Source organism: Micromonospora sp. CA-248260 (assembly GCF_050942205.1).
Taxonomy (GTDB): Bacteria; Actinomycetota; Actinomycetes; order Mycobacteriales; family Micromonosporaceae; genus Micromonospora; species Micromonospora antibiotica.
The window spans coordinates 606,268-632,305 of the sequence record NZ_CP192021.1; the positions used below are offsets into that span (position 1 = coordinate 606,268).

Consider the following 26,038-nt stretch of genomic DNA (forward strand, 5'->3'; position numbering starts at 1 on the left):
AGGAGACACCATGGGAGTACGTCGTCAGGTCGCCGCGGCCGTCGCCGTCGCCACCGCGACGGTGCTGGCCACCGCCGTACCCGCGCAGGCCGCGCCGACCGCCGTCGACACCGGGCCACTCACCCCGGTCGCCGACGTCGACGTCGAGCGGTACGCGGGCGACTGGTACCAGGTCGCGGCCATCCCGGCGATCTTCGAGATCCAGTGCTTCAAGAACGTCAAGGCCCGGTACGACGTCCAGCCCGACGGCACCGTCGGGGTCCGCAACACCTGCCAGACCATCGTCGGCACCACCAGTGCGGTCACCGGTCGGGCCCGCAGCGAGAACCCGCCGGCCGACTCGGCGTTGACCGTGTCGTTCCTCAAGCTCGGCAGCCGGTGGCTCTACCTGGGTGGGCCGAACTACGTGGTGATCGGGCTCGACCCCGACTACCGCTGGGCGGTCGTCGGTGACCCGGACCGCAGCACCGGCTTCGTCCTGTCCCGGGAGCCGGCGCTGACCGGGGCGCAGACGACGGCGGCGAAGGCGGCGCTCACCGCCAACGGCTACGACCTCTGCGACCTCCGTACCACCCGGCAGGACGGCGGCGCGCGGGCCGGCAGCTTCTGCTGAGCCGTCCCCGGGCCGGTTCTGTCGAGCCGTCCCCGGGCCGGTTCTGTCGAGCCGTCCCGGCCTGGGGGCGCGGTCCGGGTGCCGCCACCGCGCCGTGGCCCGGATGAAGCACCGGACGCCCGACGGCCCGCCCACGCACGCACCGGGGGTGGGCCGTCGACTCGGCACCGGTCACCTGGGCTGCCGCCTGGGGCCCCGGTCACCTGGGCTGCCGCCTGGGGCGTGGTCGCCCGGGCTGTCGCCGCCGGGTTCGGGCGGGCAGGTGGGCTGATGCCTCAGGCGTCGGTCGGGTGGGCCGTGGGCCCCGACGCCTGAGTCGGCGTGGTGGGGGTGAAGAGGGCGAGCAGGGCACCGACCTGGCGGTCGGCCTCGGCGGGGTGCCGGAAGTGACCGCTCGGGTCGATCGTGTACTCGTTGCGTCGGCCGACCCGGGTACGCCGCAGGTAGCCACCGGTCTCCAGGTCCGCCACGATGGCCTGGGCGGCCCGCTCGGTCACCCCGACCTCCTCGGCGACGTCCCGCAGCCGGGCGGTGGGGTTGCGGGCGATGGCGAGCAGCACGTGACCGTGGTTGGTGAGGAACGTCCAGTTCCGGGTGCTCCCGGTGCCGCCCGTCGTCGTCGCCATGACGTCATCGTATGGCCCGTACCTGGGAGGCCCGCCGTCGGCCGCCGGGTCGACCGTGGGCCTCGACCCCTGGTCGACATCGTGGCGACCAAAGCCTGAAACGTGGATCACGAAATCTTGACGTACCTTTCGCTGCGTGTGACCGTGGGAACACGGCCGTCGTCGCCGCCGGCCGGCGTGACCAGGTGCGATTCCGGACCGAGGTGAGGCAATGGCCCCGATCACTCCGACCCAGGCGCTGGCCGAACTACAGGCGGGCAACCGGCGTTTCGTCGCCGGGGAGCCCCACCACCCCAACCAGGGTGCCAGCCACCGGGCCGCCGTCGCCGACGGCCAGCATCCCTTCGCCGTCATCGTCGGCTGCTCCGACTCCCGGCTGGCCGCCGAGATCATCTTTGACCGGGGTCTGGGTGACCTCTTCGTGGTCCGGACCGCCGGGCACACCGCCGGGCCGGAGGTGCTCGGCAGCGTCGAGTACGCGGTGACGATCCTCGGCACCCCGCTGGTGGTGGTCCTCGGGCACGACTCCTGCGGGGCGGTGCAGGCGGCCCGGGAGGCGGCCCGTACCGGCACCCAGCCCCCGGGGCACCTCTACTCGGTGGTCGCCGCCGTCGGGCCGAGCCTGCGTCGCGCCGACCAGCAGGGAGTGCACGACATCGACGGGATCGTCGACATCCACATCGCGCAGACCGTCGAGGTGCTGCTCGGCAACTCCCCGGTGATCGCCGCCGAGGTGGCCGCCGGGCGGTGCGCGGTGGTCGGCATGTCCTACCGCCTCGCCGCCGGTGAGGTCCGCCAGGTCGCGCCGGCCCACGAGGCCGCCGCTCCCGCCACCCGGGCGGCTGCGCCCACCACCGCGGCGGCCGCTGCCGTCGTACCCGGGCCGGCCGTGCCGACGGGTGTCGACGCCGTGCCGACCGGCGAGCCCGCGGCCGTCCCCGGCTGAGGCGTACCACGCACGACGAAGGCCGCCCGGCTCAGCCGGGCGGCCTTCGTGCTGGTGAGGGCCGGCTACAGCAATGACACGTGGACGTGGTCGGTGTGGTTGGAGGGCCCGGAGTACGAACTCCAGCCGTTGGCCGGGAACCAGATCTGCCGGTTCCAGATCACGTAGTAGATGCCCAACCGGTCCGAGTTGCGGATCAGGAACGCGGCGAGGTTGTTGCCGTACATCCGGGTGTCGTTGTTGTGCCACGGGCTGAAGCCGCTCTTCTGCAACGACCAGTCGCACGCCTTGCCCTTGGGGTGCTCCCACGGCCCGCCGGGGCGGTAGCAGCCGACGAACCGGTTGAAGCCGGCCCGCTTGACCTCCTTGTACATGTGCAGCGTGCGCGGGGTGATGCAGCCGGACGTGGTGGGGTCGTTCTCGCTGCACGACTCGCCGCGCCAGTCGCCGTCGGCCGTCTGGCCCGGGGCGATCCGGGCGACCGGCGAGGTGGCGTCGACCAGGCCACCGGTGAAGCCCCGACCGCCGACCAGGGCGAGCGCCTTGTCGGCCTCGGTCTTCTTCTTGGCCATCAGGTTGGTCTGCTTCTGCTGCTCACGGACCTCGGTGTCGACGGCGAGCTTGGCCTGCTCGGCACGCTTCTTGACCTTGTTGACCTCGGCCAGCTTGCCGGCGTTGACCATGTTCAGCTCGTCCAGGGCGGCGGCCCGCCGGACGAAGGTGTCCGGGGCGTTGCTCTCCAGCAGCGCCGCGACCGCGCCGACCCGACCCGTCCGGTACGACTGGGCCGCGATCTCGTTGACCTGCGGAGCCAACGCCGCCAGCTCCTGCTCCGCCTTCTCCACCTCGATGGCGTACTCGAGTTGGCGCTTCTTGGACTTCTCCAGCCGGTTCTTCGCCGCCGAATACTCCCGGTTCGTCGCCTCGATGACGTCGGTGAGCAGCTTCGGCTCCTCGTCCTCCTCGTGCCCCGAGGGGGTGGGCGCGTTGGGTGCTGCCGCCGCGGGGGAGGCGGCGGGCCCGGCGACCAGCGCCAGGGCGGCGAGCACGGCCACCACCGGAGTCCACCAGTGGCGTAGGGGTGCCGTCACAGTTGTCCCTTCCGTCGACCGCCGACCGGGTTAGCTGACGGGTTCGGGACGGAAGTGGCCCCTACCGCTGGCGCGGATTCACCCCAGGTGCTCGGTTCCCCGGCTCGCCGTACGGCGATTGGGCGGTGGCACCGCTGGCTCCGGTGGGCGCCTTCGGCGGTGACCGGCAGCGAGGTTACCCGAGAGTCGTACCGGGGATCTACGGTCACAACCCGGCAAAATGCGTATTTTCCCGATAGCGAGGGGTAATCAGTGACGCGACCGACAGCCGCGACCTCACCTCCGGTCACACAGCGCAGTGTCACCATGCGGTGTCCGTGCTCCTTTCCGGGTCTGGCCACCGTGCGGGGGCCGGGGTGGACGGTTCGCCGTGCCGGGGGCCGCTCAGCGCCGCCAGCGCCTCGGCACGGTCGGGGGCGGGGCGTGGGGTGGGCGTCGGTCCGGTCGCGTCGGCGTCGGCGGGACCGCGCCCGGCGGTGACGACGAGCGCGGCCAATCCGGTGGTCAGCGGCACCGCCGCCACCAGCCCCAGGGTCGCCACCGCGCTGCGGACGATCTCCTGGGCCAGGAACTCGCTGGTCAGGATCTGGCTCACCGGCCGGCTGTCGGCGGTGAGCAGGAGCAGCAACGGCAACGAGGCCCCCGCGTACGCCAGCACGATCGTGTTGACCGTGGACGCGATGTGCGCCCGCCCGACCCGGGTCGCCGCCCGGTAGAGCTGCAACCGGGACAGCCCCGGATTGGCGTGCGCCAGCTCGGTGACGGTGGCCGACTGGGTGACCGTGACATCGTCCAGGACCCCCAGCGAACCGATGATGATCCCGGCCAGCAGCAGTCCGTGCAGGTCCACGTCGCGCTGGTACATCGACAGCGTGGTGGCCTCCTCGCTGCCGTACCCGGTCAGATGGGTGGCGGCGGTGGCCAGCGTGCCCAGGACGCCGGTCAGCACCAGGCTGCCCAGCGTGCCGAGCACCGCCACCGAGGTCTGCGCGGTGACCCCGTGGGTCAGGTACAGCACCACGAACATGATCAGCGCGGCGCCGGTGACCGCGATCGGCAGCGGTGCGCCCCCGGCGGAGATGCCCGGCACCACGAAGGTCAACAGGATGGCGAAGCTCGCCCCGAGGCCGGCCAGGGCGGCCAGCCCGCGCAGCCGGCCGAACGCGACGATCGCCGCCGCGAACAGGGCGACCAGCCAGAGCAGCGGCATGCCCCGCTGGTGCTCGGCGATGTGGTAGCTGCTCACCGACGGGTCGGTGGGGTCGGCCAACGCGACCAGCACCACCTCGTCGCCGACCGCCACCGTCGGTGCCCCCGGCCCCGACGGGACCGGCGTCTCGACCTGCTCACCACTGTCCGGGCCCTGCCCGACGGTGACCGTCACCGTCCCGCACGGCCCGTCGGCCGCCCCCGACGGGCCGTCGGGGGTCTGCGGGGCGGGCGGGCACGGCTCGGTCACCACCCGGGTCACCGTGCCGTGGTAGCGGGGCACCTGCTCGCCCTGGTCGATCTTCGGGGTCTCCCCCGGCCAGAGCAGCAGCGTGGCGATCACCGTGACGACGATGAGCGGCACCACCGTCATGACGAGGATCCGCCGCACCCGGGGTGGGGTGGACGGAGCGGGACGGGTGTGGTCGGCGCCCATGTGCGAGTACTCCCAACGATCCGGGACGGGATACGTGTCAGCCGGCCAGCCGGTTCATCCACGGGCGGCGGGTCGTCGGACGATGGTAGCCAGCACCAGGTCGGGCCGCGCGGTTCACGTGCTGGTGGCAGGCCCCGCCACCGCTGCGGCGGGTACGCCCGTGTCGGGTGGCCGACCCGTCCGGGCCCGCCGGTCGTCCGGGACGGCTAGCGTGGAACCGTGCGGCGGGCGGGAACGACGACGGCCGGGCGGTGGCTGCGGCTGCTGCTGCTCGTCGGCACCCTGCTGGGGCTGTCCGCGATGCACACCCTCGGCCACGACGCGCACCCGGCCGCCGGTCATCCCGCCGACGGTCGGCCGGTCGGCCACTCCACGGTCGGCCACTCCACCTCGGCGGACCGGGCCTCCGTCGGGCACGACACCCCGGTCGAGCGCCCCCACCGGACGTCCGTCGTGTCGCCGGTCATGGACCGGGGGGACCTGACCGGTCCGGTACGGCTCGCGATGGTGACGGCCCGTCCCCTCGGGTGCGGGGCCGGATGTGTGGTGGTGCTGCCCGACGAGCCGAGCGGCTCACCGGCCACCGGGTGGAGCGTCTGCCTGGCGGTGCTCGGGGCGCTCACCGTGACGCTGCTGGTGCTGCTCTGCGCGGTGCGTACCAGGCCGGCCGGGGTGGCCCGTCCGCCGTCGCGGCCCCGGGAGCCGCGCGCCCCGCCACCGCGCCCGCTCGGGCTCCGGCTCGCCACGGTGTCGGTACTGCGCAGATAGGACACCCGGGCGCGGCTCCGCCGTGTCCGCCGTCCGTCTCCCGTCGTACCGAAAGGTCTGCCCGTGTCCACTCGTACCCTTGCCCGTCGCGCCGCCCTGGCCGGCGTCGCTCTCACCACCGCGTCCGCCCTGACCGCCTGCGGTGGGGGCCATTCCTCCGACGGCGGCCACGGCCGTCCGGCCGCGGGCACCGCCCCGGCCGCCTCCGTGTCCGCCGGGGTCGCCCCGGCGGACGTGATGTTCGCCCAGATGATGATTCCGCACCACCAGCAGGCGGTACGCATGTCGGAGCTGGCCGGGAGCCGGGCCGCCGATCCGGAGGTCACCCGGCTGGCCGAACGGATCCGCGCCGCCCAGGCCCCGGAGATCGCCACCATGACCGGGTGGCTGACCGCCTGGGGCCGGCCCGTCCCGTCCGGCGGCCCGGCCGACGGTCACCTGCCGGGGATGGACCACGGCATGCCGGGGATGATGTCCGACGCCGACCTGGCCCGGTTGGAGGGGGCGACCGGTCGGGACTTCGACCGCCGGTTCCTCACCCTGATGATCGCCCACCACGAGGGTGCGATCACCATGGCCCGGCAGGAGTTGGCGGACGGCCGGCACGCCGGGGCCAGGGCCATGGCGCAGCAGATCGTCACCACCCAGCAGGGCGAGATCGACACCATGCGCAAGATCCTCGCCCGGCGCTGACCGCCACCCGTGAGGCGTCGCGGGGCCGGATCCCACCGGCCCCGCGACGCCGGGCAGTCCGCCCGTCCGATGCCCCGCCGACCGCAGGTCGCCGGACGGGCGGGCCGGTCAGCCGCGTTTCATCAGGCGGCCGACGGCGGCCATCATCTCGGCGGCCATCTCGTCGGCGCGGCCCTCGGCGGCCCCCTCGTGCATGCAGTGCCGGGCGTGGCCGTCGAGCAGCCCGAGGGCGACCTTGTCCAGGGCGGCCTGCACGGCGGAGATCTGGGTGAGCACGTCGATGCAGTACCGGTCGTCGTCGACCATCTTCTCGATGCCCCGGACCTGCCCCTCCACGCGGCGCAGCCGCGCGAGCAGTTGGTCCTTGCTGGCGGTGTAGCCCCGGACCGGGGTGCTCGGTGTGGTCATGGCGACCAGGATAGCGTACCCCCGGGGGGTATGCTACGGTCGCAGGGTGACGTACCCCTGGGGGGTATGTTGGACGAGTGGAGGGAAGAGCCGCATGATCACGAACTACCAGGTGAAGGGCATGACCTGCGGGCACTGCGTCAGCGCGGTCAGCGCCGAGGTGGGTGCCCTCGACGGTGTCACCGACGTCCAGGTCGACCTGGCCTCCGGCCGGGTCGCCGTCACCAGCGACCGCCCGCTGGACACCGCGTCCGTGCGGGCCGCCGTCGACGAGGCCGGCTACGACCTCGTCGAGGCGTGACGGTCCGGGGGGACCGGTGAACACACCGACCAGGCTGGGCGGATTCGCCCTCGCCCTCGCGGTGGTGTTCGGCGCGGCGTACGGGGTCGGCCAGCTGACCGGCCCCGTCACCCCGCCCGCCGAGACCCGCCACGACCCCACGAACACCCCGCGACCCGTCCCCAGCCCCGTTGGCCCGGAGCCCACCACCGACCCGACGCCGAGCGTGCCCGTCACCGGCACCGGCGGGGCCGGTCACACCCACGGTTGACCGGAGGTGCCGCGATGACCCCGAACACGTCGAACCTGCCCACCGCACCCCACCTGATCGAACTGGCCATCGGCGGAATGACCTGCGCGTCCTGCGCCGCCCGGATCGAGAAGAAGCTCAACCGGCTCGACGGCGTCGAGGCGAGCGTCAACTACGCCACCGAGAAGGCCACCGTCCGGTACGCCGACGGGGTCACCCCCGACGACCTGATCACCACCGTCGAGAAGACCGGCTACACCGCCGTCGTCCCCCCGCCGCCCACCCCCGCCGGCACGGAACCGGCCGCAGGGCCGGTCGACGAGCTGGGCGCCCTGCGGACCCGGCTGCGGGTGTCGACCGTGCTCACCGTGCCGGTGATCGTGCTGGCGATGGTGCCGGCCTGGCAGTTCACCTACTGGCAGTGGCTGTCACTGACCCTGGCCGCCCCGGTGGTCGCGTACGGCGGGCTGCCGTTCCACCGGGCCGCCTGGACCAACCTGCGACACGGCGCGGCGACCATGGACACCCTCGTGTCGCTCGGCACCCTGGCCGCGTTCGGCTGGTCGCTCTGGGCGCTCTTCCTCGGCGACGCCGGGATGCCCGGGATGACCCACCCGTTCCGGCTGGACATCGTCCGCACCGACGGGGCCGGCAACATCTATCTGGAGGCCGCCGCCGGGGTGACCGTGTTCCTGCTGGCCGGCCGCTACTTCGAGGCCCGCTCCAAGCGGACCGCCGGGGCGGCCCTGCGGGCCCTGCTCGAACTCGGCGCGCGGGACGTCGCCGTGCTGCGCGGCGGCACGGAGACCCGCGTTCCGGTCGACCAGCTCGTGGTGGGCGACCGGTTCGTGGTCCGGCCCGGCGAGAAGATCGCCACCGACGGGCGGGTCGACGAGGGCACCTCGGCGGTCGACGCCAGCATGCTCACCGGCGAGTCGGTGCCGGTCGAGGTGGGGCCGGGCGACACGGTGGCCGGTGCCACCGTCAACGCGGGCGGCCGGCTGGTCGTCACCGCCACCCGGGTCGGCGCGGACACCCAGCTCGCCCAGATGGCCCGGCTGGTGGAGGCGGCACAGACCGGCAAGGCCGCCGTGCAGCGGCTCGCCGACCGGATCTCCGGGGTCTTCGTGCCGATCGTCATCGTGCTCGCCGTCGGCACGCTGGGCTGGTGGCTGGGCAGCGGGGCCGGCCCCACCGCCGCCTTCACCGCCGCGGTGGCCGTGCTGATCATCGCCTGCCCGTGCGCGCTCGGCCTGGCCACCCCGACCGCGCTGCTGGTCGGCACCGGGCGGGGTGCCCAGCTCGGCATCCTGATCAAGGGACCGGAGGTGCTGGAATCCACCCGGCAGGTCGACACGGTGGTGCTGGACAAGACCGGCACCGTCACCACCGGCCGGATGACCCTGGTCGACGTCCGTCCCGCCGAGGGGCAGGACCGGGCCGAACTGCTCCGGCTCGCCGGGGCGCTGGAGGCCGGCTCCGAGCACCCGATCGCCCGCGCCGTGGCGGCCGGCGCCGCCGAGGCCGGGGAACTGCCCCCGGTCACCGGGTTCGCCGCCGCCGAGGGGCTCGGCGTCACCGGCACCGTCGACGGCCACGACCTGGTCGTCGGGCGGCCGAGGCTGCTCCGCGAGCGGGGTCTGGACGTACCGGAGGAGGTGGTCCGGGCGGTGGCCGAGGCGGAGGCCGCCGGTCGTACGGCGGTGGTGGCGGGCTGGTCCGGGCGGGCCCGTGGGGTCCTCGCGGTCGCCGACGTGGTCCGGCCCACCAGCCGGGAGGCGGTCGCCGGGCTGCGTGCCCTGGGCCTGACCCCGGTGCTGCTCACCGGGGACAACGCGACCGTCGCCAAGGCGGTGGCCGCCGAGGTGGGCATCGACCAGGTGACCGCCGAGGTGCTGCCGGCCGACAAGGTCGACGTGATCCGCCGGCTCCAGGCGCAGGGTCGTACGGTCGCCATGGTCGGTGACGGGATCAACGACGCGCCGGCCCTGGCCCAGGCCGACCTGGGGCTGGCCATGGGCACCGGCACCGACGTGGCGATCGAGGCGTCCGACCTGACCCTGGTCCGGGGCGACCTGACCGCCGCGGTGGACGCGATCCGGCTCTCCCGGCGCACCCTCGCCGTGATCAAGGGCAACCTGTTCTGGGCGTTCGCCTACAACGTGGCCGCCCTCCCGCTGGCCGCCGCCGGCCTGCTGAACCCGATGATCGCGGGCGCGGCGATGGCCTTCTCGTCGGTCTTCGTGGTGGCCAACAGCCTCCGCCTCCGCCGCTTCTCCACCACCAGCCTCCACCCCGGACGACCGCGTTGATCAAGAGGTTTGCGTCACCAGTCGGCTTGCTGGTGACGCAAACCTCTTGGTCAACGGGCCGGAGCGGGTGGTGGGGGTGTTTTGGGGATAGGGGGTGGGGGTAGTTGAGGGGCGTTGGAAAAAATGCTTATTCGGGAGGCTCTCATGGGGTTCGACGACAAGATCGAAAACACGACCGAGAACGCCGCCGGCAAGGTCAAGGAAGGCGTGGGTCGGGCGACCGACAACGAGCGTCTGGAGGCCGAGGGTCGCAGCGACCAGGCCAAGTCCAGCCTCAAGCAGGCCGCCGAGAAGGTCAAGGACGCTTTCAAGAGCTGAACCGCGCCACCCGTCACGCCGGACCGACCTCGTCGGTCCGGCGTGAGGCGCGTCGGGGGGTGCGGCGCGTCGGGGGTGAGACGTCGGCCGAGCGGGCCGTGCGGCATCGTGTCCGTGGTACCGCCCGACACATCGAAACGGGGAAGTCGATGCACCGCAGCTCCGCCACCGCGCTCACGTTCGCCGTCCTCGCCGTCCTCGCCAGCGGCTGCTCGGACAGCGGGGACGACACCGACGCCGCACCCGCAACGCCGACCAGTGCCGCCGATGCCCCCACCGGGCAGGCCACGCCCGACACGGTGACGACCACCACCCCGACGGCCGGCACCCCGACCGCCGGCACCGCCGCGAACACCGCGCAGGTCTGTCGCGCCGTCGACCAGCTGATCATCGACGGCAGCCGGCAGATCACCGCCGACTCGGCCGCCGCCACCCGGGAGGAACTCACCCCGGAGCAGCTCAACGGCAAGCTCAAGGGGCGACTGAGCGGGCTCGCCGACGACCTCCGTGCGCAGGCCCGAAAGGCCCGGGACGCCCGGATCAAGAAGTTGGTCGACGAGACCGCCACGAAGATCGAGGGCGGCGCGGCGGCCAAGAGCCCGGCAAGCTGGATGGGCACCGACTTCGTCGAGATCCCGGCCCGGCTCACCCGCGACTGCCACGTCTGACCCGGACCCCACCCGGTCCTGCCCGCCCGGCAGCGGTCCTGCCCGGCGGACCCAGCGGTCCTGCCCGGCCTGGAGTCCTGCCCGGCCCAGCGGTCCTGCCCGGCCCGGGAGACTTACCTGGGCCGAGGGTCTGCCCGGGCCGGGGACGCCCGGTCGGGCGCGGGCACAGGGACGTGGTGGGCGGATCCCGGGCCGTCGGGTCAGCGTCGACCGGGCAGCGGCCGGCCCGGCGGGGCGGTACCGGCCAGCGAGGCACGGTCGGCGGCCGAGGTGCCGGACTGCCAGCCCTCGGCGTCCCGCACGGTCAGCCGGGCCCGGGTGACACCGGGGAAGAGGGTGTCCATCCGCTCCCGTACCGCACCGGAGCGGGCGGCGAGCACCGGCAGCAGCCGGTCCGCCCCGGCGTCCTGCGCCGCCTGCCGGTTCGCCTCGTCGGTCGCGGTCCGCAGCCGCTCGCCGATACGCCGGGCGAAGGCGTGCAGGAAAGCCTCGTCGTACGCCTTGGTGCGTCGACCGCCGCCCTGACGTTCCCGGCGTCCGCGCAGCATCGCGGCGGTGGCCTGCACCAACAGTGAGGTGTGCAGCAGTTCGACGGCCTCCAGGTCGGCGGAGAAGCCGAGCACGGTGGCGAAACCGAGATCGTCGGACCAGACCGACTCGCACCGGTTCGCCGCCGCCACCTCCTGCACCAGCAGCGCTTTCGCACCCGCGTACGGGGCGTCGGTGCTGATCCGGACCCCACCGGGCCGGTCCGGGTGGGCGGTGTCCGCCTCGACCAGCGCCCGTTCCAGGCTGTGCCGGGCGATCAGCTCCTGCGCCTTGCCGGTGAACGCCTCAGCCTCGGCCGGGAACGTGGTGGACTCCGCCTTGGCGAGCAACGCCCGTACCCGGTCGAGCACCCGGGATCCGCTCGGACCGCTCGACGCGGTCGTGGCCGGTCCGCCGACGCCGCCGGGCGGGGGGCGCAGCACCGCGACCGGCGGCAGGCCGGTCAGCAGGGCCAGCACCTCGATGGCGTCGCGCAGGGCGGTGATCCGGTCCGTACCCTCCCGGGTGGTCCAGCCGGTCAGCCATCCGGCGTCGTCGTCCCCGTGGACCCGGGCGTCCAGGCCGGCCAACTGGTCGTCCCACCACTGCGGCACCGGGCCGGGCTGGGCCGCCCGGTCGGCGGCGAGGGCCTCGGTGACCAGCCGGCCGGGGCGCGCGCCCAGCCGTCGGGTCACGATCCGGGCCACGTCGGCCGGCTGCCAGCCCCGTGGCCAGAGCCGACCCAGGGCGGCCACCAACCGGCCGAGCAGGGCGGCGTCCACCGCCGCTGGGCCTTCGGGTCCGCCGGGTGTCGGCCGGCCACCGTCACCGCCGACCACGAGCTGGTCCAGCTTCCGCTCCGCATCGCGTACGTCGGTGCCGCGCACCGCCGCGACCGCGGCGGCGATGAGGGCGTCGGCGTCCGGCACGGGTGGTCCTTCCTCGGCGTGACGGCCGGGTGGTGTCCGGATCGTCGGGAGTGTCTGCCCGGCAACGGTACCCGGGTCCGGATTGCTCCTCCCGGGCACTCATCCGTTCGGGCCTCGCGCCCGTACTCCTGCCCGGAGTGGACCACAGGTGGACGGGGAGGACGACGGTGAGCACCCTGACGGTGAGCGAGGCCGCTGACCGGGGCCGGCACCGGGGGCGACGCCGGGGCGTGACCCCGGCCGGTGTCCTGTCGGTGGTGCTGGTGGTGGCCGGGCTGGCTGCCGGCGGTGCGGTGGTGGCCCAGCGGCAGGGCGTCGACCTGGGCGCGCTCATCGGCGACGTCCGCCGGGAGCCGGTCCGGCCGCCCGCCGCCGCGGTACCACCCGTGCCGACCCGGGCGGAGGCACCCGTCCCGCTCGGATCCGCCGCCGCGCCCGCCCCGGCGGCGCTGCGCTACCCGCAACGGGGGACCGGCACCTGGCGGACGGCGACCGCTGAGGGTGCGGTCGCCGGGCGGGACGGCCAGCTGCTGCGCTACCGGGTGGCGGTGGAGGGTGGCATCGACGCCGTCGACCCGGAGCGGTTCGGCCGGGAGGTGGCGGTGGTGCTCGCCGACCGCCGGGGCTGGACCGCCGACGGCCGGTGGCGGCTGCAACGGGTCGGTGCCGACGGCCCGGCGGACTTCACCGTGCTGCTGACCACCCCGGTCACCCGGGGCGAGCTGTGCGGGGACACCTCGGACCGCTACACCTCCTGCCGCAACGGTGACCGGGTGGTGATCAACGTGGCGCGGTGGGCACGGGGCGTACCGGACTTCAGGGGTGATCTCGCTACTTACCGGTCGTACGTGCTCAATCACGAGGTGGGGCACCGGCTGGGCCGGGGTCACGAGCGGTGCCCGGCGGCAGGCGGGCCGGCACCGGTGATGCAGCAGCAGACGCTCGGCCTGCACGGCTGCCGGCCGAACGCCTGGCCGATGGCGGGCGGCACCCTGTTCACCGGTCCCGCCGGTGAGTACGACGACCCGATCCCGGCCGGCGACTGACCCCTTCCGCCGGGCCGGCCAACTCGGCTGCGGCCGTGCGGCGGGGCTTCTCGGCTGTGACCATGTGACGGGCCAACTCGGCTGTGGCCATGTGGCGGGGCCTTGCCCGGTCGGGTCAGCGGCGGGGGAAGGACGCCCAGATGTTCTTGGTGCGGTCGGTGGCGTACCAGCCGACCTCCAGGGAGACCGCCATGGCGATCTGGAGTCCCCGGCCGCCGGCCCCCATCGGCCGGGTGTCGGACAGCTCGGGGATGGTGCTGAGGTCGTGGTCGGCGACGTCGAGGATGAGCGACTCGTCGATGGTGAGTAGTCGGACAATTGTCGGCGGAATGCCGTGTTTGAGGGCATTAGTGGCCAACTCGGTGGCGACCAGGACGATCAGCTCGGGGACCTCGTCCAGGTTCTGACCGTCGAGCAGGCGCTCACCGGTGAGCGCCTCGTGCAGCGAGGCGCGCAGGGCACGCAGGCCGGCGGGATCGGCCAGTTCCCACCGGCGCAACTCGGTGGCCTGAGGCGGGGGCGGCGAGGTGCGAAGCGGTGCCATGATCTCGGTTTACCCTGCGTAGCGGTTTCCCATGCTTGGGTCCGCTGTCGAGGATTCGTCCTTCCGGCACCCGGATCACCGCCCCGCCGGCCGAGCTCCGAGCCGCCCGGCCAGCCCAGTTCGGAGCCGGCCGGCCAGCCCAGTTCGGAGCCGGCCGACCAGCTCAGGTCGGGGCCGGCCGACCAGCTCAGGTCGGGGCCGGCCGTGCGGTGATCCGGGGTTCGGTGGGTGCCCGGTGGAGTGTGGTCCCGGCCACTGTCGAGGGTGGCGTTCCAGGCGGGAACGGGTCGTCCTGCACCGCCGGGCCGAGGATCGAGAAATCATCCGATTCGGGGCCTGCGTCAGCCCCTGCGGTCGCGTAAAGTCCGCAAACTGAACGGGCCATGTCGGCGACGGAACGCCCCCCAAACGGGTGCCCGTCCGCACGGTTGGGCGCATCCCCGCGCCGGCTCACGGACCGCCTCAGGAAGAGCCATGACCGCCAGTACGAATGACCCCAAGGTGACCGTCGTGGTCCCGGCGTACAACTCCGGACCGCACATCGAGAAGCTCGTCACCTCGTTGTTGAGCCAGTCGCTGCCGGCCGGCGAGTTCGAGGTCATGTTCGTCGACGACGGCTCGACCGACTCGACCGGCGCCCGGCTCGACGAACTGGCTGCCGCCCACCCGCACATCCGGGTGCTGCACATCGACAACTCCGGCTGGCCGTCGCGGCCCCGTAACCTCGGCGTCCAACACGCCCGGGGCGAGTACGTCTTCTTCGCCGACGACGACGACTGGTTCGGCGAGGAGGCGCTGGAACGGCTGTACGCCTGCGCCCGCGAGCACGACGCGGACCTGGTGGTCGGCAAGATGGCCGGGCACCGCCGTTCGGTGCCGCGCGAACTGTTCCGGCGCAACCGGTTCGACGCCACCCTGGCGAACGCGCCCCTGATCGACAGCCTCACCGCGCACAAGCTGTTCCGGCGCTCCTTCCTCATCGAGCACGACCTGCGTTTCCCGGAGGGCAAGCGCCGGCTGGAGGACCACGTCTTCGTCACCCGGGCGTACTTCCTGTCCCGCCGCACCTGCGTGCTGGCCGACTACGTCTGCTACCACCACCAGCGGCGGGTCGACGCCGGCAACGTCACCGCCACCGCGCTGGAGCCGGCCGGCTACTTCGTCAACCTGCGTGAGGCGCTCGACATCGTCGACGCGCACACCGAGCCCGGTGCGCTGCGGGACCGGCTGCACCGGCGGTGGCTGCGCAACGAGATGGTCTCCCGACTTCGCGGCCGGCGGTTGCTCGACGCGCCCGCCGACTGGGTGGACCAGTTGGTCGGCGAGGCACAACGCACGATCCGGGACCGGTTCGCCCCGGGCGTCGCCGCCGGTCTGCCGCCACTGCAACGGATCATCACCCGGCTCATCGAGCAGGGCCGCACCGCCGACCTGCGCCGGTTGGCCCAGTGGGAGGCGGCCGTCCGGGCCCAGCCCACCGTGCAGCGGGTCGAGCAGGACGGCGGCGTCCTGACCGTCACCCTCACCGGCGAGTTGTTCTTCGGCGACCAGCCGCTCACCCTCACCGCCGACGGGGAGCAGCGGCTGCTGGTGGTGCCGGTGGACGACGTACCGGCCGACCTGCGGGACGCGACCCCCGGGATCAAGCAGTCCAAGCTCGACGTCATCGCCCGGCGGCGGGACACCCGGGAGGAGTTCTTCGTGCCGGTCACCGGCGCAGTCGAGCTGGTCCCGGTGGGCGACGGCACGCTGCGGCTGGTCCGGCGCGGCACCGCCCGACTCGACGTCGGCGCGCTCAACGGTGGCCGCAGCAGCGGCACCTGGGACCTGAAGGCCCGGGTCACTTGCTGTGGCTGGACCGAGGACGCCACGCTGCCGGTGGCGTTCCGCTGCGCGGCCGACGGTGCCCGCCCGGTCACCGTGGCGCACCTGGACAGCCTGCGTTTCCGGCTGCGGCGGGCGGTGGCCCGGCGGGTGCCCGAGTCGATCCGGCGGGCCATCCGCCGCTGATCCGGCCGGTACGACCGCCCGGGCCGTCCCGCCCGTCCACGCACCGACCTCCCCTCCGCACCGTGACCGCCGTCACCGGCTGCGGTGGCCGGCGTGAAGAACACGTCAAGAAACCGCGGCTGCCCGTCTAGGTCGCGTTATGGACCCTGCCCGATCGGATCAGAGCGCGTTGTGATTGCCCGGCGTGGCCGGAAGGCGGTCACGGCGTTCGGGTCCGGTTGAGGGAGTCCGCGTGTCTGACGTGGTGTTCGTACTGGTGACGGTGGTGCTGTTCGCGGCGCTCGCCCTCGTGGTGAGGGGCGTGGAGAAGCGGTGAACGCCGTCAACGCCGTCGGCCTGGTGCTGGCGATCGGCCTGGGTGTGTTCATGGTCGTCGCGCTGCTGTTCCCGGAGCGCTTCTGATGACCACGACCACAGCGGGCGTCATCTTCATCCTGTCCCTGGTGGTGGCGCTGGTCGTCGCGTACCGCCCGGTCGGCGACCACCTGTACCGGGTGGTCGCCGGCACCCGACAGTCCCGGGTGGAGCGCGGGGTGTTCCGGCTGGTCGGGGTGAACCCGGCCGCCGAGCAGTCGTGGGGCGTCTACGCCCGCAGCGTGCTGGCCTTCTCCGCCGTCTCGGTGCTGTTCCTCTACGCCTTCCAGCGGTGGCAGGACCACCTGTGGCTGTCGCTGGGCTTCGACCCGGTCGTCCCGCACGGTGCCTGGAACACCGCCGTGTCGTTCGTGACCAACACGAACTGGCAGTGGTACGCGGGTGAGTCGACCATGGGTCACCTGGTGCAGATGGCCGGGCTGGCGGTGCAGAACTTCCTGTCCGCCGCGGTGGGCATCGCGGTGGCGGTGGCCCTGGTCCGGGGGTTCGCCCGCAGCCGTACCGGCGAGCTGGGCAACTTCTGGGTGGACCTGGTCCGGATCACGCTGCGGGTGCTGCTGCCGGTGGCGGTGCTCGGCGCGGTCGTGCTGATGCTCGGCGGGGTGGTGCAGAACCTCTCCGCCGGCACCGACGTGACCACCCTGACCGGCGGCGGGCAGAGCATCCCCGGTGGTCCGGTGGCCGGCCAGGAGGTGATCAAGGAGTTGGGCACCAACGGCGGTGGCTTCTACAACGCCAACAGCGCCCACCCGTTCGAGAACCCGACGGCCTGGACGAACTGGGTCGAGCTGTTCCTGATCCTGCTGATCCCGTTCAGCCTGCCCCGGGTCTTCGGCCGGATGGTCGGCCAGCACCGGCAGGGCTACGCGATCGTCGCGGTGATGGCCGTCCTGGCGCTCGGCAGCGTCACCCTCACCAACGTGTTCGAGCTGGCCGGGCACGGCACCGTGCCGCAGGCGGTCGGTGCGGCGCTGGAGGGCAAGGAGGTCCGTTTCGACGTGTCGAACTCGGCGACCTTCGGCGCGGTCACCACACTGACCTCGACCGGCGCGGTGAACTCCGCCCACGACTCGTACACCGCGCTGGGCGGGATGATGACGCTGGGCAACATGATGCTGGGCGAGGTCGCCCCCGGCGGCGTCGGCGCGGGCCTGTACGGGCTGCTGGTCCTCGCGGTGATCACGGTGTTCGTCGCCGGTCTGATGGTCGGCCGGACCCCGGAGTACCTGGGTAAGAAGATCGGTTCCCGCGAGATCACCTTCGCCTCGCTGTACTTCCTGGTCACCCCGGCCCTGGTGCTGATCGGCACGGCTGCCGCCTTCGCCACCGGCAACGCCTCGACCGCGTTGAACGTCGGCCCGCACGGACTGTCCGAGGTGCTCTACGCGTTCACCTCGGCGAGCAACAACAACGGTTCGGCGTTCGCCGGGATCACCGTGAACACCCCGTGGTGGAACACCGCCCTCGGGTTGTGCATGCTGCTCGGCCGGTTCCTGCCGATCATCCTGGTGCTCGCGCTGGCCGGCTCGCTCGCCCGCCAGGCACCCACCCCCGCCTCCGAGGGCACCCTGCCGACCCACCGCCCGCTCTTCGTGGGGATGGTCGTCGGCGTCACGGTGATCCTGGTGGCGTTGACCTTCCTGCCCGCGCTCGCCCTCGGCCCGCTGGCCGAAGGGCGGTGACCACCATGGGGAAGAACGACATGACCGTCCCGTCCGTGGCATCCGGTGGCGAGCAGCCGCCGACCGCCGGCCCAGCCGAGGCCCGGGTGGCGGTGGGCCCACCCGACGGCCGGGCACCGGGTGGTGGCCGGGCCGGTGGCGGCCTGCTGGACCCCCGGCAGCTGCTCCGCTCCCTGCCCGACGCGCTGCGCAAGCTCGACCCGCGCACCCTGTGGCGCAACCCGGTGCTGCTGATCGTGGAGATCGGCGCGGCCTTCACCACCGTCCTGGCGGTGACCGACCCGTCGGTGTTCGGTTGGGCGATCACCGGCTGGCTCTGGCTCACCGCGCTCTTCGCCAACCTCGCCGAGGCGGTCGCCGAGGGCCGGGGCAAGGCGCAGGCCGCCTCGCTGCGGCAGGCCAAGCGGGACACCATCGCCACCCGCCTGGTCGGCTGGTCGCCGGGTGCCCGCGCCGACACCTACACCGACGAGGCGGTGCCCGCGCCGCAGCTGCGGCAGGGCGACGTCGTCCTGGTCAGCGCCGGTGGGACCATCCCCGGCGACGGTGACGTCGTCGAGGGCATCGCCAGCGTCGACGAGTCCGCGATCACCGGTGAGTCCGCGCCGGTGATCCGGGAGTCCGGCGGTGACCGCAGCGCCGTGACCGGCGGCACCCGGGTGCTCTCGGACCGGATCGTCGTGCGGATCACCCAGCGGCCCGGGGAGAGCTTCATCGACCGGATGATCGCCCTGGTCGAGGGGGCCGACCGGCAGAAGACCCCGAACGAGATCGCGCTGAACGTCCTGCTCGCCGCGCTCACCCTGATCTTCCTGCTGGCCGTGGTCACCCTCCAACCGTTGGCGATCTTCGCCAAGGGTTGGCAGGCCGCCGCGCCCGACACCGGGGCGGTCACCGACGACGGGGTGACCGGGGTGGTGCTGGTGTCCCTGCTGGTCTGCCTGATCCCGACCACCATCGGGGCGCTGCTGTCGGCGATCGGCATCGCCGGCATGGACCGGCTCGTGCAGCGCAACGTGCTGGCCATGAGCGGCCGGGCGGTGGAGGCGGCGGGGGACGTCGACACCCTGCTGTTGGACAAGACCGGCACGATCACCCTGGGCAACCGGCAGGCCGTCGCGTTCCTGCCGGCCGACGGGGTCACCACCGCCGACGTGGCCGCCGCCGCGCAGCTGGCCAGCCTCGCCGACGAGACCCCGGAGGGCCGGTCGGTGGTTGCGCTGGCGACGCAGGAGTTCGGCCTGCGCGCGGAGGAGCCGGGGCTGCTGCCGTACGCCGACTTCGTGCCGTTCACCGCGCAGACCCGGATGAGCGGCGTCGACCTGACGCCGGAGGACGCGCCGGCCCGCCGGGTCCGTAAGGGGGCGGCGACGGCGGTGCTGACCTGGGTACGGGAGCACGGCGGTCACCCCGGCGAACAGGTCGGTCAGCTGGTCGACGAGATCAGCGGGCTCGGCGGCACCCCGTTGGTGGTGGCCGAACACGTCGCCGGGGAGCCGGCCCGCGCGCTCGGCGTCATCCACCTCAAGGACGTGGTGAAGACCGGGATGCGGGAGCGGTTCGCCGAGCTGCGCCGGATGGGCATCCGGACCGTGATGGTCACCGGCGACAACCCGCGTACCGCGCAGGCGATCGCCGACGAGGCCGGGGTGGACGACGTCCTCGCCGAGGCCACCCCGGAGGACAAGCTCGCCCTGATCCGCCGGGAACAGGAGGGCGGCCGGCTGGTCGCGATGACCGGGGACGGCACCAACGACGCCCCGGCGCTGGCCCAGGCCGACGTCGGGGTCGCGATGAACACCGGCACGTCGGCGGCGAAGGAGGCCGGCAACATGGTCGACCTGGACTCCGACCCGACCAAGCTGATCGAGATCGTGGAGATCGGCAAGCAGTTGCTGATCACCCGGGGCGCGTTGACCACCTTCAGCATCGCCAACGACGTGGCGAAGTACTTCGCGATCATCCCGGCCATGTTCGCCGGCATCTACCCGGGCCTGGACCGGCTCAACGTGATGCGGCTGGGCAGCCCCGAGTCGGCGATCCTTGCGGCGGTGATCTTCAACGCCCTGGTGATCATCGCGCTCGTACCGTTGGCGCTGCGCGGGGTGCGTTACCGGCCGGCTGCCGCGTCCCGGCTGCTCGGCCGCAACCTGCTGGTCTACGGCCTCGGCGGCATCGTCGCGCCGTTCGTCGGCATCAAACTCATCGACCTGCTCATCCAGTTCGTTCCGGGAGTCTCGTGATGCGCCCACCCGCCTGGCTCGCCGCCCACCTCGCCGCGTTGCGCGCCCTGCTCGTGTTCACCGTGCTGCTCGGGGTGGCCTACCCGCTGACCCTGGTCGCCGTCGGCCGGCTCCCCGGCCTCGACGCGAAGACCGACGGTTCGCTGCTGACCGTGGACGGCCGGACCGTCGGCAGCACCCTGATCGGGCAGTCCTTCACCGACGTCGACGGCGACCCCGTCCCGCGCTACTTCCAGTCCCGCCCGTCGGGGGCCGGCGACGGCTACGACCCGACCGCCTCCGGCGCCTCGAACCTCGGCCCGGAGAGCGTGCTGGACGCCCTCGCCGTCGACCCGCAGGACTCGACCCGGAGCCTGCTCAGCCAGGTCTGCGCCCGCAGCCGGGCGGTCGGCCTGCTCGACGGCGTCGACGGGCGGCGGCCGTACTGCACGCCCGACGGGGTGGGGGCGGTGCTGGCGGTGTTCCGCGCCGACGGGCTGACCGGCCGGATCACCCGGGTGGTCAGCGTCAACCAGACCGCCCCGGCCACCCCGTTCGTCACCTCCTGGCAGGGGGTGCCGGTGGAGCTGGCGCAACCCGGGGAGGACTACCGGGCCGCCGGTGGGCTGATCACCCCGGTCCGGGGGGACGCGCCGGCACACCCCGCCGTCCCCGCCGACGCGGTCACCGCCGGCGGCAGCGGCCTCGACCCACACATCAGCCCCGCGTACGCCGGGATCCAGGTGGCCCGGGTGGCGCGGGAGCGCGGCGCGGACCCGGCGGTGGTCCGGCGGCTGGTCGCCGAGCACACCACCGGCCGGACGCTCGGCTTCATGGGTGCCCCCGCGGTGAACGTGCTGGCCCTCAACCTGGCCCTCGACCGGAGCCTGCCCGCCCGCTGAGCCCCGACGCCGGCACCCCTGCCCGGGGTGCCGGCCCGGCGGTCGCGCCCCGGGGCGGTACGCACAGCGAGAGGATGGTCCTGTGCCACGAGGTGAACTGCGCATCTACCTGGGTGCCGCCCCCGGCGTCGGCAAGACGTACGCCATGTTGGAGGAGGCCCGGCGGCGGGCCGAGCGGGGCACCGACGTGCTGGTCGGCCTGGTGGAGACGCACGGCCGGCCGCACACCGCCGCGATGATCGGCGACCTGGCGGTGCTGCCCCGGCGCACGCTGCGCTACCGGGACGCCGAGTTCACCGAGCTGGACCTCGACGCCGTGCTGGCCCGCCGCCCGGAGCTGGTCGTGGTCGACGAGTTGGCGCACACCAACGTGCCCGGCTCCCGGCACGGCAAGCGCTGGCAGGACGTCCAGGAACTGCTCGACGCGGGCATCTCGGTGCTGTCGACGGTCAACGTCCAGCACCTGGAGTCACTCAACGACGTGGTCGCCCGGATCACCGGCACCACCCAGCGGGAGACCGTCCCGGACGCCGTGGTCCGCGCCGCCGAACAGGTCGAACTGGTCGACATGACCCCGGAGGCGCTGCGCCGGCGGATGGCGCACGGCAACATCTACCGGCCCGACCGGATCGACGCGGCGCTGGGCAACTACTTCCGGGTCGGCAACCTCACCGCGCTGCGTGAGCTGGCCCTGCTCTGGCTGGCCGACAAGGTCGACGACCAGCTCGACCGGTACCGGGCCCAGGAGGGCATCTCCGCCACCTGGGAGGCCCGGGAACGGGTCGTCGTCGCCCTCACCGGCGGCCCGGAGGGGGACACCCTGATCCGCCGGGCGGCCCGGATCGCCGCCCGCAGCAAGGGGGCCGACCTGCTCGCCGTGCACGTGGCCCGCGACGACGGGCTGGCCGGGGCGGACCCGGCCCAGCTCGCCCGGCAGCGGGTCCTGGTGGAGAGCCTCGGCGGCAGCTACCACCAGGTGCTCGGCGGGGACGTCCCGGCCGCCCTGCTCGACTTCGCCCGGGGGGTCAACGCCACCCAACTGGTGCTCGGCGCGAGCCGGCGCGGCCGGTTCGCCCAGCTGATCGCCCGGGGCGTCGGCGTCACCACCACGGCCCGCTCCGGGGCGATCGACGTGCACCTGGTCACCCACCCGCAGGCCGGGCGGGGCCGGCGCGGGGCCGGGATGCCGGCCGCGCTGTCCCGACGGCGTCGGCTGCTCGGGTTCGCCCTCGCCGGGCTGGGCCTGCCGCTGCTCACCCTGCTGCTGTCGGTGTTGCCGGACCTCACCCTGACCAACGACATCCTGATCTTCCTGGCCGGGGTGGTCGGAGTGGCGCTGGTCGGTGGGCTCTGGCCGGCGCTGGTCGCCGCGCTCGGCGGATCGCTGCTGCTGAACTGGTTCTTCACCCCGCCGTACCGCACGCTGACCATCGCCGAGGCGGACAATCTCCTCGCGCTGGGCGTCTTCGTCGGGGTGGCGGTCGCGGTGAGCTGGGTGGTGGACGTGGCGGCCCGGCGTACCCGGGAAGCGGCCCGGGCCGCCGCCGACGCGCAGACCCTGGCCACCGTCGCCGGTGGCGTGCTGAGCGGTGAACGGCCGCTGCCGGCGCTGCTCGACCGGCTGCGGGAGACCTTCGGGCTGCGCGCGGTCAGCGTCCTGGAACTCGTCCCCGACGCGCGGGGGCGGCCCGGCCGGGCCCACGAGGAGGGGGCCTGGCGTCGGGTCGCCAGCGTCGGGGTGGACCCGGCGGGCAGCCCTGGCGCGGGGGAGACCACGGTGCCGGTCGACGACCGGCTGACCGTGGTGCTCAGCGGCCGTCGGCTGGAGGCCGCCGACCGGCGCATCGTCGAGGCGTTCGCCGCGCAGGCCGCCGTCGCGCTGCGCCAGGAACGACTCGCCGAGGAAGCCGCCACCGCCCGGCCGCTCGCCGAGGCCGACCGGTTACGCACCGCGCTGCTCGCCGCCGTCAGCCACGACCTGCGTACCCCGCTGGCGTCGGCGAAGGCCGCGGTGAGCAGCCTGCGCAGCCCCGACGTCGACTTCGACCCCGAGGACCGGGCCGAGTTGCTCGCCACCGCCGACGAGTCCCTGGACCGGCTCGGCCGGCTGGTGGCGAACCTGCTCGACATGAGCCGGTTGCAGGCCGGCGCGCTGGGTGTCACCCGCACCGCGATCGGGCTGGAGGACGCCGTACCGCTGGCCCTGGACGAGCTGGGGCCGGCCGCCGCCGACGTACGGACCGACATTCCCGCCGACCTGCCGGCGGTCGACGCCGACCCGGGCCTGCTGGAACGGGTGCTGGTCAACATCGTCGCGAACGCCCTGCGGCACAGCCCGGCCGGGCAGCCGCCCACGCTCACCGCCAGCAGCCACGCCGGGCAGGTGGAGCTGCGGGTCATCGACACTGGCCCCGGCATCCCCGAGGACCGTTGGGAGCACGTCTTCCTGCCGTTCCAGCGGCTCGGCGACCGGGACAACCAGACCGGGGTGGGGTTGGGGCTGGCCCTGTCGCGGGGGCTGGCCGAGGCGATGGGTGGCAGCATCACCCCGGAGACCACCCCCGGTGGGGGGCTGACCATGGTGTTGCGGCTGCCCGCCGCCGACGAGAGGCCGGACCGGTGACCCGCATCCTGGTCGTCGACGACGAACCGCAGATCCTCCGCGCGCTGCGGATCAACCTGCGCGCCCGGGGGTACGACGTCGAGGTCGCCGGGACCGGCACGGCCGCGCTGAAGGCCGCCGCCGCCCACCCGCCGGACCTGGTGGTGCTCGACCTGGGCCTGCCCGACCTCGACGGCGTGGAGGTCATCCGGGGCCTGCGCGGCTGGACCACCATCCCGATCATCGTGCTGTCCGGGCGGGCCGGCAGCGCGGACAAGGTAGCCGCCCTCGACGCCGGTGCCGACGACTACGTCACCAAGCCGTTCGGGGTCGACGAACTCCTCGCCCGGATCCGCGCCGTCACCCGCCGCCTCGCCTCCTCACCCGTCGACGCGACGGCCACCGCCCAGGTGGGTCGGCACACCGTCGATCTCGCCACCCGCACCGTCACCCGGGACGACGGCACCGAGGTCCGGCTCACCCCCACCCAGTGGGCGGTGCTGGAACGGCTGCTGCGTCACCCCGGCAAGCTGATCAGCCAACGTCAGCTCCTGCACGAGGTGTGGGGGCCGGAGTACCAGCAGGAGACCAACTACCTGCGGCAGTACCTGGCGCAGCTGCGACGCAAGCTGGAGGACGACCCGGCCCGGCCCCGGCACCTGATCACCGAGCCGGGCATGGGCTACCGCTACCGCCCCTGACCGCCTCAGGCCGTGCCCCGACGGTCACCGGGCTGGCGGTTCTCGTCGGTTCACGGCCGCCTCCGTCACCGGGCGTCGCTGTCCCGCCTCCGCTACCCGAGGCTGAGCCCGATCGCCAGGGCGGCGACGGCGAGGAGCGGGGGGACGAGCTGCTTGAGCGCGGCACTGGCCTTGTCGGGTGCCGAGATCAGCAGCACCAGCCCGGCGGCGACCATCGACCCGGCGCCGACGAAGACCAGGGTCGCGCCGACGGTGTGCGCGCCGACGGCGTAGGCGACGATGCCGACGACGATCGCGACGGCCAGGAAGAGGTTGTAGAAACCCTGGTTGAAGGCGAGCTGCCGGGTGGCCTCCGCCTCCTCGCGGCTGGTGCCGAAGACCGCGCGGGCGCGGGCGGTGGTCCAGACGACCGACTCCAGGTAGAAGATGTAGACATGGATGAGGCCGGCGATGCCGGCCAGGACGAGTCCCGCGACGACCACGACCCTGCCTCCTTCGTTGGCGCGGACCCGAGATGTCCGCCACGGTCATTCTCCCTGCCCGCCGTGCTGCCCGAATCAGGTGTTGGCGGTTTGCCGTGTGCCTCCTACGGTGTGGAGGACAAGATGGGGGAGGTTCAGGTTGGCCGACGCGGGTGACGCGGTGCGGTGGCTCCAGCTCGCCGCACCCCGCGGCGGGCCGGACGATCTGCCCCTGCTGGTGAACCGGGCCGCGCCGGCCATGGACGCCACCGAGATCGTGATCTACCTGGCGGACTACCAGCAGGCCAGCCTCGTACCGTTGCTCGGTGCCGGTCTCGACCGGGGTGAGCTGGCGATCGAGACGACCCTCGCCGGTCGGGCGTTCACCGGCCTCGACGTGCAGCACGCGGCCGACAGCGCGGACCGGATCTGGGTGCCGCTGCTCGTCGGGTGCGAACGGATGGGCGTGCTGGAGATCGTCTCGCCGGCCGCCGGGGACCCGGCGATGAACGAGCCGGCCTGGGAGTTGGCGACCTGCGTCGCGCAACTCGTGGTGAACCGCCGACCGTACGGCGACGTGGTGGAGCGGCTGCGGCGTCGGCTGCCGATGCAGGTCGCCGCCGAGATCGTCTGGGGCCTGCTGCCCCCGCTGACCTTCGCCACCGACGACATGCTGCTCACCACCATCCTCGAACCGTGCTACGACGTCGGCGGGGACATCTTCGACTACGCGCTCAACGGTGACGTGCTCAGCGTCGGGCTGTTCGACACCTGCGGACACGGCATCAAGGCGAGCACCCTGGCCTCCCTGGTGGTCAGCGCCTACCGCAACGCGCGCCGCTGTGGCCTAGACCTGGTCGACACGGCGACCAGCATCGACAGGTGGGTGCGCTCCGAGCACCCGCACATGTTCGCCACGGCGCTCCTGGTCGAGTTGGAGCGGAGCACCGGCCGGCTCCGGGTGATCAACGCCGGCCACCCGGGCGCGCTGCTGCTGCGCGACGGCAAGGCGATCCGTGAGTTGCCGGGCCCGACCGCGCTCCCGCTCGGCCTGGGCCACCTGGCGACCCAGCGCCCCGAGGTGTACGAGGAGGAGCTGCACCCCGGGGACCGCATCCTCGCCTACACCGACGGCATCACCGACGCGCGGGGCGTCGACGGGGAACGGTTCGGGTTGACGCGTCTCGTCGACTTCGTCAACCGGGCCCTCAACGACAAGTTGGCTACCCCGGAGACGATGCGCCGGCTGGTGCGCGCGGTGGTCGCCTACCAGGAGGGGCAGCTCGACGACGACGCGACGGCGCTGCTGCTGGAGTGGCGTCCACCGCACGCACCGCTGTCCCACCTGCGCGAGCGCACGACCAGCGGACCGTGAGGGCGACGACCCCAGGGTGAGCGTCGCCAGGTGCCCGGGAGCC

At 73.5% G+C, this 26,038-nt stretch carries 25 protein-coding genes and 1 riboswitch; of the genes, 18 read left to right on the plus strand and 7 right to left on the minus strand.

The window, feature by feature from the left end; translation table 11 throughout:
* The first annotated feature begins 10 nt into the window (after positions 1-10).
* Positions 11-613, plus strand: coding sequence for a lipocalin family protein (locus ACQP2H_RS02910; protein ID WP_219466223.1), 603 nt, complete (start codon positions 11-13; stop codon positions 611-613).
* 275 nt (positions 614-888) lie between these two features.
* Here the strand turns inward: ACQP2H_RS02910 and ACQP2H_RS02915 are convergent, their stop codons facing one another.
* Entirely contained in the window at positions 889-1,239 is a 351-nt protein-coding gene (locus ACQP2H_RS02915) for a helix-turn-helix transcriptional regulator (protein ID WP_219466227.1), read from the minus strand.
* 211 nt (positions 1,240-1,450) lie between these two features.
* Between ACQP2H_RS02915 and ACQP2H_RS02920 the strand changes: the two genes are divergently transcribed.
* On the plus strand, positions 1,451-2,185 hold the full coding sequence (locus tag ACQP2H_RS02920) for a carbonic anhydrase (RefSeq protein WP_208565656.1): 735 nt from the start codon (positions 1,451-1,453) through the stop codon (positions 2,183-2,185).
* A 65-nt stretch (positions 2,186-2,250) separates the two neighbouring features.
* On the opposite strand, the gene ACQP2H_RS02925 is transcribed toward ACQP2H_RS02920, so the two are convergent.
* Together ACQP2H_RS02925 and ACQP2H_RS02930 are read right to left on the minus strand one after the other, a co-directional pair.
* Positions 2,251-3,276: a coiled-coil domain-containing protein gene (locus tag ACQP2H_RS02925; protein ID WP_219466230.1), complete on the minus strand. Its 1,026-nt coding sequence runs from the start codon at positions 3,274-3,276 to the stop codon at positions 2,251-2,253.
* 3 nt (positions 3,277-3,279) lie between these two features.
* Positions 3,280-3,411, minus strand: a riboswitch (cyclic di-AMP (ydaO/yuaA leader).
* Positions 3,412-3,577: 166 nt separating this feature from the next.
* A complete protein-coding gene (locus tag ACQP2H_RS02930) occupies positions 3,578-4,921 on the minus strand; it encodes a YibE/F family protein (RefSeq protein ID WP_219466232.1) in 1,344 nt (447 codons plus the stop codon).
* 219 nt (positions 4,922-5,140) lie between these two features.
* Here ACQP2H_RS02930 and ACQP2H_RS02935 point away from each other — a divergent pair, with 219 nt between their 5' ends.
* Both ACQP2H_RS02935 and ACQP2H_RS02940 read left to right on the plus strand, forming a co-directional pair.
* Entirely contained in the window at positions 5,141-5,689 is a 549-nt protein-coding gene (locus ACQP2H_RS02935; protein WP_433230893.1) for a hypothetical protein, read from the plus strand.
* A 63-nt stretch (positions 5,690-5,752) separates the two neighbouring features.
* Entirely contained in the window at positions 5,753-6,382 is a 630-nt protein-coding gene (locus tag ACQP2H_RS02940) for a DUF305 domain-containing protein (protein ID WP_308290989.1), read from the plus strand.
* A gap of 108 nt (positions 6,383-6,490) precedes the next feature.
* Here the strand turns inward: ACQP2H_RS02940 and ACQP2H_RS02945 are convergent, their stop codons facing one another.
* Positions 6,491-6,790 carry a metal-sensitive transcriptional regulator gene (locus ACQP2H_RS02945; protein ID WP_091244878.1) on the minus strand — a complete coding sequence of 100 codons (300 nt, stop codon included), beginning with the start codon at positions 6,788-6,790 and terminating at the stop codon, positions 6,491-6,493.
* A gap of 94 nt (positions 6,791-6,884) precedes the next feature.
* Here ACQP2H_RS02945 and ACQP2H_RS02950 point away from each other — a divergent pair, with 94 nt between their 5' ends.
* The 5 genes from ACQP2H_RS02950 (at position 6,885) to ACQP2H_RS02970 (ending at position 10,618) form a co-directional block, all read left to right on the plus strand.
* Positions 6,885-7,091 carry a heavy-metal-associated domain-containing protein gene (locus tag ACQP2H_RS02950; RefSeq protein WP_219466249.1) on the plus strand — a complete coding sequence of 69 codons (207 nt, stop codon included), beginning with the start codon at positions 6,885-6,887 and terminating at the stop codon, positions 7,089-7,091.
* Positions 7,092-7,107: 16 nt separating this feature from the next.
* Positions 7,108-7,341, plus strand: coding sequence for a hypothetical protein (locus ACQP2H_RS02955; RefSeq protein ID WP_219470895.1), 234 nt, complete (start codon positions 7,108-7,110; stop codon positions 7,339-7,341).
* A gap of 14 nt (positions 7,342-7,355) precedes the next feature.
* Positions 7,356-9,632 (plus strand): heavy metal translocating P-type ATPase, encoded by a 2,277-nt coding sequence (locus ACQP2H_RS02960; protein WP_363820593.1) that lies wholly within the window; start codon positions 7,356-7,358, stop codon positions 9,630-9,632.
* A gap of 144 nt (positions 9,633-9,776) precedes the next feature.
* On the plus strand, positions 9,777-9,950 hold the full coding sequence (locus ACQP2H_RS02965; RefSeq protein ID WP_219466254.1) for a CsbD family protein: 174 nt from the start codon (positions 9,777-9,779) through the stop codon (positions 9,948-9,950).
* Between the two features lie 149 nt (positions 9,951-10,099).
* Positions 10,100-10,618: a hypothetical protein gene (locus ACQP2H_RS02970; protein WP_219466256.1), complete on the plus strand. Its 519-nt coding sequence runs from the start codon at positions 10,100-10,102 to the stop codon at positions 10,616-10,618.
* A 200-nt stretch (positions 10,619-10,818) separates the two neighbouring features.
* Here ACQP2H_RS02970 and ACQP2H_RS02975 read toward each other — a convergent pair whose 3' ends face one another.
* Positions 10,819-12,075: a DUF2786 domain-containing protein gene (locus tag ACQP2H_RS02975; RefSeq protein WP_433230900.1), complete on the minus strand. Its 1,257-nt coding sequence runs from the start codon at positions 12,073-12,075 to the stop codon at positions 10,819-10,821.
* Positions 12,076-12,242: 167 nt separating this feature from the next.
* On the opposite strand from ACQP2H_RS02975, the gene ACQP2H_RS02980 reads away from it, so the two are divergent.
* The gene (locus ACQP2H_RS02980) at positions 12,243-13,121 is read left to right on the plus strand and encodes a DUF3152 domain-containing protein (protein WP_308290990.1); all 879 of its coding nucleotides are present in this window, start codon (positions 12,243-12,245) and stop codon (positions 13,119-13,121) included.
* A 115-nt stretch (positions 13,122-13,236) separates the two neighbouring features.
* On the opposite strand, the gene ACQP2H_RS02985 is transcribed toward ACQP2H_RS02980, so the two are convergent.
* Positions 13,237-13,665, minus strand: a complete 429-nt coding sequence (locus ACQP2H_RS02985) for an ATP-binding protein (RefSeq protein WP_219466258.1) — start codon at positions 13,663-13,665, stop codon at positions 13,237-13,239.
* Between the two features lie 474 nt (positions 13,666-14,139).
* On the opposite strand from ACQP2H_RS02985, the gene ACQP2H_RS02990 reads away from it, so the two are divergent.
* From ACQP2H_RS02990 to ACQP2H_RS03020, 7 genes are all read left to right on the plus strand, one after another.
* The gene (locus ACQP2H_RS02990) at positions 14,140-15,675 is read left to right on the plus strand and encodes a glycosyltransferase family A protein (protein ID WP_219466259.1); all 1,536 of its coding nucleotides are present in this window, start codon (positions 14,140-14,142) and stop codon (positions 15,673-15,675) included.
* A 312-nt stretch (positions 15,676-15,987) separates the two neighbouring features.
* On the plus strand, positions 15,988-16,077 hold the full coding sequence (kdpF, locus tag ACQP2H_RS02995; protein WP_067312053.1) for a K(+)-transporting ATPase subunit F: 90 nt from the start codon (positions 15,988-15,990) through the stop codon (positions 16,075-16,077).
* Positions 16,077-17,732, plus strand: coding sequence for a potassium-transporting ATPase subunit KdpA (gene kdpA, locus ACQP2H_RS03000; RefSeq protein WP_219466267.1), 1,656 nt, complete (start codon positions 16,077-16,079; stop codon positions 17,730-17,732). The genes kdpF and kdpA overlap by 1 nt, the downstream gene beginning before the upstream one ends.
* Positions 17,733-17,752: 20 nt before the next feature.
* Positions 17,753-19,975 (plus strand): potassium-transporting ATPase subunit KdpB, encoded by a 2,223-nt coding sequence (kdpB, locus tag ACQP2H_RS03005; RefSeq protein ID WP_433230907.1) that lies wholly within the window; start codon positions 17,753-17,755, stop codon positions 19,973-19,975.
* Positions 19,975-20,856: a potassium-transporting ATPase subunit C gene (locus tag ACQP2H_RS03010; RefSeq protein WP_433230910.1), complete on the plus strand. Its 882-nt coding sequence runs from the start codon at positions 19,975-19,977 to the stop codon at positions 20,854-20,856. The genes kdpB and ACQP2H_RS03010 overlap by 1 nt, the downstream gene beginning before the upstream one ends.
* Positions 20,857-20,938: 82 nt before the next feature.
* The gene (locus ACQP2H_RS03015; protein ID WP_433230913.1) at positions 20,939-23,479 is read left to right on the plus strand and encodes a DUF4118 domain-containing protein; all 2,541 of its coding nucleotides are present in this window, start codon (positions 20,939-20,941) and stop codon (positions 23,477-23,479) included.
* Positions 23,476-24,159: a response regulator gene (locus ACQP2H_RS03020; RefSeq protein ID WP_363820578.1), complete on the plus strand. Its 684-nt coding sequence runs from the start codon at positions 23,476-23,478 to the stop codon at positions 24,157-24,159. Before ACQP2H_RS03015 ends, ACQP2H_RS03020 begins: the two co-directional genes overlap by 4 nt.
* A gap of 92 nt (positions 24,160-24,251) precedes the next feature.
* On the opposite strand, the gene ACQP2H_RS03025 is transcribed toward ACQP2H_RS03020, so the two are convergent.
* Positions 24,252-24,641, minus strand: coding sequence for a DUF1304 domain-containing protein (locus tag ACQP2H_RS03025; protein WP_219466280.1), 390 nt, complete (start codon positions 24,639-24,641; stop codon positions 24,252-24,254).
* Between the two features lie 139 nt (positions 24,642-24,780).
* Between ACQP2H_RS03025 and ACQP2H_RS03030 the strand changes: the two genes are divergently transcribed.
* The gene (locus tag ACQP2H_RS03030) at positions 24,781-25,995 is read left to right on the plus strand and encodes a PP2C family protein-serine/threonine phosphatase (protein ID WP_255597845.1); all 1,215 of its coding nucleotides are present in this window, start codon (positions 24,781-24,783) and stop codon (positions 25,993-25,995) included.
* Positions 25,996-26,038: the final 43 nt, after the last annotated feature.